Raw genomic sequence first — 7,956 nt, 5'->3', positions numbered from 1 at the left:
ACAGCCAACAATTTGCAAATACCGCTCCCTGCGCATAGTTGTCGTTCTAGCACCACGCAGCGATTGACCGCTCCCCACCCCCCCTTCAAATAGCCTCCTCCACAACCTCCAGCCCGTCATCCGCGAAGGGCCGTTGCAAGTTGAGCGCGGCCTCCACGGGGGCGTCCAGCCAGTGGGCAATGGCCTCGGGGCTGCGCAGGATCACGGGCATGGCTTTGGGGTGGATGGGGGCGACAACAGCATTCGGTTCCACCGTGAGAAAGGCGAAGAGGTTATTTGTCGTCTCGCCTTCCTTCAACGTCCGGACCGAGGTCCATTCCGTCCAGATCCCTGCAAAGAACAGCGTCTTTTGCGGACCGGTGGGCGCAAACCAGACAGTGCGCGGCTTTTCGCCTTTCACGGTCTGGTATTCCGAAAAGCTGGTGAAGGGCACAACGCAGCGGTGCGCAGGCCCCAGCCAGCGCCGCCAATGGGGTGAGGCGGTGTTGCGCACATTGGTCACGCCCTTGTCGGTTTTCTTGCCTTTCAGCACAAAAGCAGGCGACGGCATCCCCCAGCGCATCATCTGCATCACACGGCCTTCGGGCGTCTGCGTGATCACGGGGGCGGGATAGTCGGGGTAAATGCCTGTCAGGGGTGGCAAATTCCCCGTATCATCGCGCCACAAATTGACCAGATCGGCGATCGCGGATTGCGCAGTGGTGAGAGAATAAAGGTTACACATGCGGCAATCTTAAGGTGCAAATCCGAACGGGCGCAATGCATCACCCCCTTGCAGGACGGGTGTCTGAGGCCTATGTGTAGGATGTCTTTCGGGACTATGGACATAAACGCGCTCGTAATAAGCGGATCGGACCCGGGGGCGGTACCCGGCGTCTCCACCAAAACCTGCTCATTTGGCAGCAATGGGGACGAAATAGGATCGACGAACGTCTAAAGGGGTTTTGCTTTGTCCCGGTGAGTTACCACCGTTATCGGTACAACAAAGCTAGTTGCAAATGACAACAAAGCACCGATGGCACTCGCAGCGTAAGCTGTGCGTAATATCGAAACCTTAAGCCCTATGGTTTTGCGACCATAGGCGGGGTCCGCAGGTACCTGGCAACAGAAACCTGCACCTTCCCCCCCTTTTGTGGTCGTTGCGCGATCTTGTCACTTGCAATGACCGGTGGCTCTGCGCACGATCCCCTCTATGATCCGGTTTGTCTTTGCGTCCCTTATCTCCACCCTGCCCGTCACAGCACAGGCTTGCGATACGGCGCTGATCCTGACCATGGATGTCTCGAATTCAATCGACAGCGCCGAATACCGGCTGCAAACCGACGGATTGGCCGACGCCCTGCGCGACCCCGAAATTGTAGAAACGATGGTGGCGGGTGAAAATTATCTCACGGTTGTGCAATGGTCCGGTGTCGACAGGCAGACGGTGTCGATCCCGTGGACCCAGATGCGCACGGCGCTGGATGTTGAGAGTTTCGCCCAGAAGGCGCGGATGATGGAGCGCGCCTTCATCCTGTCCGATACCGCCCCCGCCGAGGCGGTTTTCTTTTCCCTGCGGCTTTTCGATCAGGTGCCGAATTGCGCCCGCAAGGTCATTGATATTTCGGGGGACGGCACGCCGAACGGCGGCTCGGATGTGCGTGCCGCGCGCACCGCGGCCGAGCGTGCGGGCGTGACCATCAACGCCATTGCAATTGAGTCCATGGGTCTTGCGATCACAAACTTTTTTCGCGGTGCCGTGATTACACGCGACGGCTTTGTCATGACAGCACGTACACACCGCGAATACCCTGCAACGATTCGCGCCAAGATTCTGCGTGAGATCAGTCGCATTTTTGGCTAGGGGTGGACCCGCGCGCATGACATATGAACTTATCGCTGTCTTCGGGCGCATCGGCCTGCTGTCCTTTGGTGGACCTGCCGCACAGATTGCCCTGATGCACAAAGAGCTTGTCGAGAAACGCGATTGGCTGAGCGAAGAGCAATTCCTGCGCGCATTGTCGTTCTGCATGTTGTTGCCGGGTCCCGAGGCGATGCAGCTGGCCACCTATGCCGGATGGAAACGGCAGGGCATAATCGGCGGGCTGATCGGGGGCGGGCTCTTCGTGTTGCCGGGCGCGCTGGTGATTATGGTGCTGGCCTTGGCCTATGGGGCTTACGGCAACCTGCCCGTCGTGCAGGCGCTGTTTTTGGGCGTGAAAGCGACCGTCGTGATTATCGTTATCGAAGCACTATTGAAAATCGCGCGGCGGGCGCTGGTCAAAAAGGTGCATCTCTTTCTTGCTGTGGCAGCATTTGTCGCACTCTTTTTCTTTGCCTTGCCCTTTCCCTTGGTCATCGCCCTGGCCGCTTTGATCGGCGCGTTGGGCCAGACTGGCGCCGTCACAGCAGCGACCATCCGTTCCGGTAGTTTACGCACGAGTCTTTCGGTCCTGGTCATCGGCGGTCTGATCTGGGCGGCACCCTTTGGCCTGATCGCCCTGTCAAGCAATGCATTTCTTCTGGATGTCGGCATCTTCTTCTCGACCCTTGCGGTGGTCACCTTCGGCGGGGCCTATGCGGTGCTTGCCTATATGACCCAAGAGGTCGTGGTGTCCTTTGGCTGGCTCAGCACTGCCCAGATGATGGATGCTTTGGGGCTGGCAGAAACAACACCGGGTCCGCTGATCCTTGTGACGCAATTTGTGGCGATGATCGCAGGCATGGCCGAAGGCGGCGCGGCGATGGCGTTACTGGCTGGCATACTCACACTTTGGGTCACCTTTGTGCCCTGCTTTATCTGGATCTTTGCGGGCGCCCCCCTGATCGACTGGCTGGACGGGCGGCCAAGGTTGCGCGGCGCCTTGGCAGCGATCACAGCGGCGGTTGTCGGGGTCATCGCCAATCTGTCGCTTTGGTTCGCCCTGCATGTGGTCTTTAGTCAGGTTGATACAGTCTTTTTTGGCCCTTTGCAGTTCATCTGGCCTGCCCTCAACACGCTGCAACCGCTGGCCCTTGGCCTTGCCGCGATCACAGGGCTGCTTTTGCTCTGGCGTCAGTGGCCGCTGCCGCTTGTCTTGCTCATTTCGGCAGCACTTAGCCTTGGTGCGGCAGGTATCAGCGGCACGATCTGACAGCCCCCCTTTCAACCCGCATCGAATCCCGTATGCTAGTGATCAGACCGCAAGGAGAGCACAGCCGTGACGACGACGATCGACTATGGAAACCTGATGCACCGCGCCATGCGCGGGTTGATCCAAGAGGTCCTGACAGACGTGCAGAAAAAGGGGCTCCCTGGTGAGCACCATTTCTTCATCACCTTTGACACGATGCACCCCGATGTAGAAATTGCCGACTGGCTGTCAGACCGCTATCCCGGCGAAATGACCGTGGTGATCCAGCACTGGTTTGACAATCTGGAGGTCACCGACGAAGGCTTTACGATCACGCTGAACTTCGGGGACAACCCCGAAACACTGTATATCCCCTATGACGCGATCAAGACCTTCGTGGACCCGTCCGTCGAATTCGGCCTGCGGTTCGAGACGCAGAATGAAGACGATACGCCCGACGACGTGGCAGAGGCCCCGATGGACGAAATGGTCGAACCGGAAGATGACAAAGCGCCCAAAGAGGCCCAAGTCGTCAGCCTTGATCAATTTCGCAAGTAATCACCCGCGCTTGACGGTGATGCGATATTGCGCAAGCGCCCCCTGCTGCCTATAGGTCAGATGCGAAAAGCCGAAGGGGAACATCATGACCGATACACGTACAGAAACCGACAGTTTTGGCCCGCTGGAGGTTCCCAGCGACCGCTATTGGGGCGCACAAACGCAGCGCTCGATCATGAATTTCCCCATCGGCTGGGAAAAGCAGCCTGTTGCCATCGTGCGCGGTTTGGGTGTGATCAAACAGGCCTGCGCAATGGCCAACAAAGAACGTGGCAAACTGGACCCCGCACTGGCCGATGCCATTATTGCCGCAGCCGCCGAAGTGGTGGCAGGCAAGCTGGACGATCACTTTCCTCTGGTTGTCTGGCAAACAGGATCGGGCACGCAATCAAACATGAACGCCAATGAAGTAGTGTCAAACCGCGCTATTGAAATGCTGGGCGGTGTAATCGGATCAAAAGACCCTGTGCACCCGAACGATCATTGCAACATGGGCCAGTCGTCCAACGATACCTTCCCGACCGCCATGCATATTGCCGTTGCGATGACAGCGCGTGACGTGCTGCTGCCGGGGCTGGAGAAACTCCACGCGGCCCTTGCACAAAAGCAGGCGGAATTTGACGATATCATAAAGATCGGCCGCACCCACACGATGGACGCGACACCGCTGACGCTTGGGCAGGAATTCTCAGGGTATACCCATCAGGTCGCCATGGGCATCCGCCGGATCAAGGCCGCCCTGCCCGCGATCTATGAGCTGGCACAAGGCGGCACCGCCGTAGGCACCGGCCTGAACACACCCAAAGGCTGGGGTGAAACCGTGGCCGCCCATATGGCCGAGATCACCGGCCTGCCTTTCGTGACAGCCCCAAACAAATTTGAGGCGCTGGCTGCCCATGACGCCTTGGTTGAGATGTCCGGTGCGCTGAAGACCGTCGCCGTCAGCCTTTACAAAATCGCCGCCGATATCCGCATGCTGGGCTCTGGCCCGCGCTGTGGTCTGGGCGAGCTGATGTTGCCAGAGAATGAGCCCGGCTCATCCATCATGCCGGGTAAGGTGAACCCCACACAGGTCGAAGCGCTGACGCAGGTCTGCGCGCATGTCATGGGCAATGACGCCGCCGTCGGTTTTGCAGGCTCGCAGGGGCACTTTGAGCTGAACGTGATGAAGCCAATGATGGCCTATAACGTGTTGCAATCCATGCAGCTTTTGGGTGACGCATCCGTCACGTTCACCGATAACTGCGTTGTAGGCATCCGTGCCGACCGGACACGGATCGAAAAACTGATGCGGGAATCGCTGATGCTGGTCACGGCTTTGGCCCCCACCATCGGCTATGACAACGCCACGACGGTCGCCAAAACCGCGCATAAGAACGGCACGACGCTGAAAGAAGAAGCGATCAAGCTGGGCTTTGTGGATGAAGCGACCTTCGACAAGGTCGTGCGCCCCGAGGACATGATCGGGCCAAAATGAAGCCTGTGAACCTCAATCAGTTGCGCAAGGCGAAAACGCGGGCCGAGGCCAAGGCCAAAGCAGACGAAAATGCCGTCCGCTTTGGACGCACGAAGGCCGAGAAAGTGCTGGACGCCACCCGCGCTCAGCACGCCAGTAAGCGCCTCGACCAACTCAAGTTCGAAGACGAGTGATGGATCACCGGCGCCCCGTGAAGCGGTCATTGACCTTACGTGGGCACCGCACAAGCGTATCGCTTGAAGATATCTTCTGGGATGCGTTCCGCCGCTATGCGGAACAGGATGGCGATACCATCAACGGGTTGGCTGCTAAAATAGACGAAGCCCGAGGTGATCTCGGGCTTGCTTCTGCGATACGGATTTTCGTTCTCGAGCGTGCGCTCAAAAAACCTTAGTTCTTGGAATACAGCGCGCCGCGCAGGCTAGAGAGTTGCGCGCTTGCATCCAGCTCGCCTTCGCTCAACTTTGCTGGCTTAACCGGCTTGGCAGTCCGGGCCTGCTTATCGAACAGCTTTGCAAGTTGCGTACCATCCAGTTGCTTTTTCGCAGTCGGCCGCTTTTCAGCGATTTCAGTGTTCCGCTTAAATAGACCTGTGAGACCTTTTCTAGACGAACCTGGCAGCGAAATTGTCATGACATCGAGCCCCCTACATAAAACACACACTTCATTAAACTTAGGATGGCACAATGTAGGCAACACAGCAAATGTCCATTCAACCGCCATATTTCGATAACGAAACTTAAGTTCTTGTTTTTGCTTTATTTAAAATGATACCACACACTCAACATCTGGATAATTTTGCCATAATCCCCAACCGTATTGCCGACAAAACCGCCCATCTTGCCCAATTTGTAAGCAAAAACGCAACAATGCATCCCTACCGTGGTCTGATTCGCAGCCAGATGCCTGCCGTCGAACGCACTGTCAAATGGGCCACGGGCACAGGAACACGCCCGTCGACCGCCGAAAATTCATAGGCCTTCAACAAACGTGCCAGCACCACGACCCCTTCGATCAGGGCAAACCCCGCTCCCGAACAAATGCGCGGCCCTGCCGAGAACGGCATATAGGCATCACGCGCGCAGGACTTGCCGTTCTCGGTGTCCCATCGCGCAGGATCAAAGGCATCCGGATTGTCCCAAAGCCGCGTGTGCCGGTGCAGATGCCAAGGCGACAGGACAATCTGCGCCCCGCGCTTGATCGTGCGGCCGCGAAATTCCTGCGTCTCTGACGCTTCTCGCACCATCATGGGCACCGCCGGATAAAGCCGCAGCGTTTCGCGGAACACATCACGGGTGTGTTTCAGCTTTGACAGATCGGCGAACGCACCGCCAAAGCTGTCCGCCTCATCGCGCAGCCTGTCTTGCCATTCAGGATACAGCGCCAAAAGATAAAGCGCCCACGCCAGAACCGCCGCACTGGTTTCATGCCCCGCCAGAAAAAAGATCGCAACCTGATCAATCATCTCGTCTCGCGAAAACACATCGCCCGTCACGGGGTCCTTGGTCGTCAGGATCTTTGTCGCAAGATCATCCGGCGCTTTGCCTGCCGCAATCAGATCCAACCGGTCTTGTGTGAGTTTCGTGATCAACTTGCGAATGTGCCGTGCGTTACGCCGCGTTTCAGAGCGGAAAAACCGCGGCATCCACGCGGGGCCACGCACAAAGGCCGCAAGGTTCAGGATCGGCTGCGTGCGTTGATAGGCCCGAAACGCATGAAAGACCTCTTGTGCGGTTTCATCCTCGATCGGGATCGAAAACAGCGTCCGAAAGATCACGTCGGCCGCAATATGGCTGGTGATCGCCTCAATTTCCTGCGGCACGCCCTGTGGCAGTTCGGCCAAGCGGGCCACGCCTGCATCTGCGGCATCGCGTATGCCCGGATAGGTATCGCGCAGCCGCCCGCCCTCGAACGCGGGGTCAATGATGCGCCGCTGGCGTTTCCATGTGTCACCGTTCGTCAGAAAGACACTGTTGCCCAGCAAGGGACGCAACCCCGCACCGATGCGGTCGGATTTGGGAAAGGCGTCAGGATTGCGTACCAGCACCTCTTTTACCAGTTCCGGATCGTTAACCAGATAGCTACGAAAGAAGGGCGTGCGGAATTCGGCCATCCACGCGCGGTATAGCTTGGCAGGCTGTGCGGATAGAATATCCTTGCGAAACAAGCGCATGTAGCGCCATAGCGACACCTTTTCAGGCCGCGAAGGTGGCTTGGGCGGCAACTGCATCAGGACGCCTGCGCGGTGTATTTGGACACAGGAATATCAATCCGCGATCCGGACGGTTTGCGCCCCGCATAGCGCGCCCCAAGCGTCAAAGGCCCCGCCGTGATCTGGAAATAGTCGTAATCCTTGGGCCGGTCAAAGGCGCAAAGATACTGGAAATGCAGCCGGAAAAACCGCCAGCGCAAGGCTTTCCAACGCGCAGGCGTCAGGCTTTGGGTGAAGGCCGCCGATATCACCAAAGGCCAGCGTTTGTTGTCAGGGGCAACGCCCGTCACCGCTACCGGATCGCACAACGCAAAACAGCAACCATCACCGGGGGCCGACACATCAACCCACGTCAGCTTATCGCTGGCGGACAAGACCGCCAGATCGCGCCTGAGGTCATGTGCCCGCGGCAGGAACGACACCATCGGCACCACCTGCCCCAACGACAAAAACGCCAAGGCAGGCCCACCCGCAGGCACCCGCCCCGAACGCAGCAAATCGGCAAGGATCGACACCGCCAGATGCGCCCCCGATGAATGCCCGACAACAAGCACTTCATCCACATCCTCGGCCAATGCCGCGGCGATAAGCGTCTCGAATTCCTTCATACGTGCCGC

9 protein-coding genes, 1 other RNA gene and 1 pseudogene are annotated in these 7,956 nt (G+C 58.1%); 7 read left to right on the top strand and 4 right to left on the bottom strand.

Annotation, left to right across the window (positions count from 1 at the left end; all coding sequences use genetic code 11):
- Positions 1-85 precede the first annotated feature (85 nt).
- The gene (locus tag VGP75_RS05255) at positions 86-724 is read right to left on the bottom strand and encodes an SOS response-associated peptidase (RefSeq protein ID WP_327542648.1); all 639 of its coding nucleotides are present in this window, start codon (positions 722-724) and stop codon (positions 86-88) included.
- Between the two features lie 44 nt (positions 725-768).
- Between VGP75_RS05255 and ssrA the strand changes: the two genes are divergently transcribed.
- From ssrA to VGP75_RS05220, 7 genes are all read left to right on the top strand, one after another.
- Positions 769-1,119, top strand: a transfer-messenger RNA (tmRNA) gene (gene ssrA, locus VGP75_RS05250).
- A 73-nt stretch (positions 1,120-1,192) separates the two neighbouring features.
- The gene (locus VGP75_RS05245; RefSeq protein WP_327542647.1) at positions 1,193-1,843 is read left to right on the top strand and encodes a DUF1194 domain-containing protein; all 651 of its coding nucleotides are present in this window, start codon (positions 1,193-1,195) and stop codon (positions 1,841-1,843) included.
- A 16-nt stretch (positions 1,844-1,859) separates the two neighbouring features.
- Entirely contained in the window at positions 1,860-3,113 is a 1,254-nt protein-coding gene (chrA, locus tag VGP75_RS05240; protein ID WP_327542646.1) for a chromate efflux transporter, read from the top strand.
- Positions 3,114-3,179: 66 nt separating this feature from the next.
- Positions 3,180-3,650, top strand: a complete 471-nt coding sequence (locus VGP75_RS05235; RefSeq protein WP_327542645.1) for an SspB family protein — start codon at positions 3,180-3,182, stop codon at positions 3,648-3,650.
- An 85-nt stretch (positions 3,651-3,735) separates the two neighbouring features.
- On the top strand, positions 3,736-5,127 hold the full coding sequence (gene fumC, locus VGP75_RS05230) for a class II fumarate hydratase (RefSeq protein WP_327542644.1): 1,392 nt from the start codon (positions 3,736-3,738) through the stop codon (positions 5,125-5,127).
- On the top strand, positions 5,124-5,300 hold the full coding sequence (locus VGP75_RS05225; protein ID WP_327542643.1) for a DUF4169 family protein: 177 nt from the start codon (positions 5,124-5,126) through the stop codon (positions 5,298-5,300). Before fumC ends, VGP75_RS05225 begins: the two co-directional genes overlap by 4 nt.
- On the top strand, positions 5,300-5,521 hold the full coding sequence (locus tag VGP75_RS05220) for a ribbon-helix-helix domain-containing protein (protein ID WP_327542642.1): 222 nt from the start codon (positions 5,300-5,302) through the stop codon (positions 5,519-5,521). The genes VGP75_RS05225 and VGP75_RS05220 overlap by 1 nt, the downstream gene beginning before the upstream one ends.
- Here VGP75_RS05220 and VGP75_RS05215 read toward each other — a convergent pair.
- The 3 genes and pseudogenes from VGP75_RS05215 to VGP75_RS05205 all read right to left on the bottom strand — a co-directional run.
- Positions 5,518-5,760: a hypothetical protein gene (locus VGP75_RS05215; protein ID WP_327542641.1), complete on the bottom strand. Its 243-nt coding sequence runs from the start codon at positions 5,758-5,760 to the stop codon at positions 5,518-5,520. The two genes, VGP75_RS05220 and VGP75_RS05215, sit on opposite strands and share 4 nt — an antisense overlap.
- A gap of 244 nt (positions 5,761-6,004) precedes the next feature.
- Complete coding sequence (locus tag VGP75_RS05210; RefSeq protein WP_327542640.1) at positions 6,005-7,357, bottom strand: cytochrome P450; 1,353 nt, start codon at positions 7,355-7,357, stop codon at positions 6,005-6,007.
- A pseudogene (locus VGP75_RS05205) lies at positions 7,357-7,956 on the bottom strand (hypothetical protein); the annotation flags it as partial. The pseudogene VGP75_RS05205 and the gene VGP75_RS05210, both read right to left, overlap by 1 nt.

It is taken from the genome of Yoonia sp. (genome assembly GCF_036007805.1).
GTDB lineage: Bacteria > Pseudomonadota > Alphaproteobacteria > Rhodobacterales > Rhodobacteraceae > Yoonia.
Note: the sequence above shows the minus strand (reverse complement) of the source record. Positions and strands in the feature narration are given on the sequence as shown.

Excerpts from the sequence above, each read along its gene's own strand:
- VGP75_RS05255 (WP_327542648.1), bottom strand. The coding sequence starts at position 724 with ATGTGTAACCTTTATTCTCTCACCACTGCGCAATCCGCGATCGCCGAT.
- VGP75_RS05245 (WP_327542647.1), top strand. The coding sequence starts at position 1,193 with ATGATCCGGTTTGTCTTTGCGTCCCTTATCTCCACCCTGCCCGTCACA.
- chrA (WP_327542646.1), top strand. The coding sequence starts at position 1,860 with ATGACATATGAACTTATCGCTGTCTTCGGGCGCATCGGCCTGCTGTCC.
- fumC (WP_327542644.1), top strand. The coding sequence starts at position 3,736 with ATGACCGATACACGTACAGAAACCGACAGTTTTGGCCCGCTGGAGGTT.
- VGP75_RS05225 (WP_327542643.1), top strand. The coding sequence starts at position 5,124 with ATGAAGCCTGTGAACCTCAATCAGTTGCGCAAGGCGAAAACGCGGGCC.
- VGP75_RS05220 (WP_327542642.1), top strand. The coding sequence starts at position 5,300 with ATGGATCACCGGCGCCCCGTGAAGCGGTCATTGACCTTACGTGGGCAC.
- VGP75_RS05215 (WP_327542641.1), bottom strand. The coding sequence starts at position 5,760 with ATGACAATTTCGCTGCCAGGTTCGTCTAGAAAAGGTCTCACAGGTCTA.
- VGP75_RS05210 (WP_327542640.1), bottom strand. The coding sequence starts at position 7,357 with ATGCAGTTGCCGCCCAAGCCACCTTCGCGGCCTGAAAAGGTGTCGCTA.